The organism is Streptomyces narbonensis (assembly GCF_014649015.1).
In the GTDB taxonomy this organism is placed as follows: domain Bacteria; phylum Actinomycetota; class Actinomycetes; order Streptomycetales; family Streptomycetaceae; genus Streptomyces; species Streptomyces narbonensis.
On the sequence record NZ_BMSF01000164.1, the window covers coordinates 1 to 588 of the forward strand.

The 588-nt window shown below is 31.3% G+C and carries 1 protein-coding gene; it reads left to right on the forward strand.

Features of this window, described 5'->3' with window-relative positions; translation table 11 throughout:
* On the forward strand, positions 1 to 588 hold a 588-nt coding region (locus IE124_RS35960; RefSeq protein ID WP_189514038.1), incomplete at both ends, for a ribonuclease E/G.

Genomic DNA, 588 nt, shown 5'->3' on the forward strand with positions numbered 1-588 from the left:
GATATAGGCGAGGTAATAATAGATAGTGAAGATATTTATAATGATGCACTTAATTTTATTAAACAAGTTATGCCTAATTATCAAAAAAAAATTAAACTTTATAAAGATGAAATACCACTTTTTACTAGATTTAAAATTGAATCTCAAATTGCAACTGCTTATCAAAGAGAAGTTAAATTACCATCCGGTGGTTCAATTTTTATTGATACTACAGAAGCTTTAGTATCTATTGATATTAATTCAGCACGTGCAACTAGAGGATATGATATAGAAGAAACAGCTTTGCAAACAAATTTAGAAGCAGCTGATGAAATAGGTAGACAATTAAGATTCCGTGATATTGGTGGTTTATTAGTAATTGATTTTATTGATATGTCTTTAACGAAAAATCAAAGAGAAGTCGAAAATCGACTTCGTGAATCTCTTAAACTTGATCGTGCTCGTCTTCAATTAGGTCGTATTTCAAGATTTGGTTTATTGGAAATGTCTCGACAACGATTGAGGCCATCTTTACGTGAAACTAGTGGTATAGTATGTCCAAGATGTAATGGCCAAGGCACAATCCGGGATGTAAGTTCTTTATCTCTT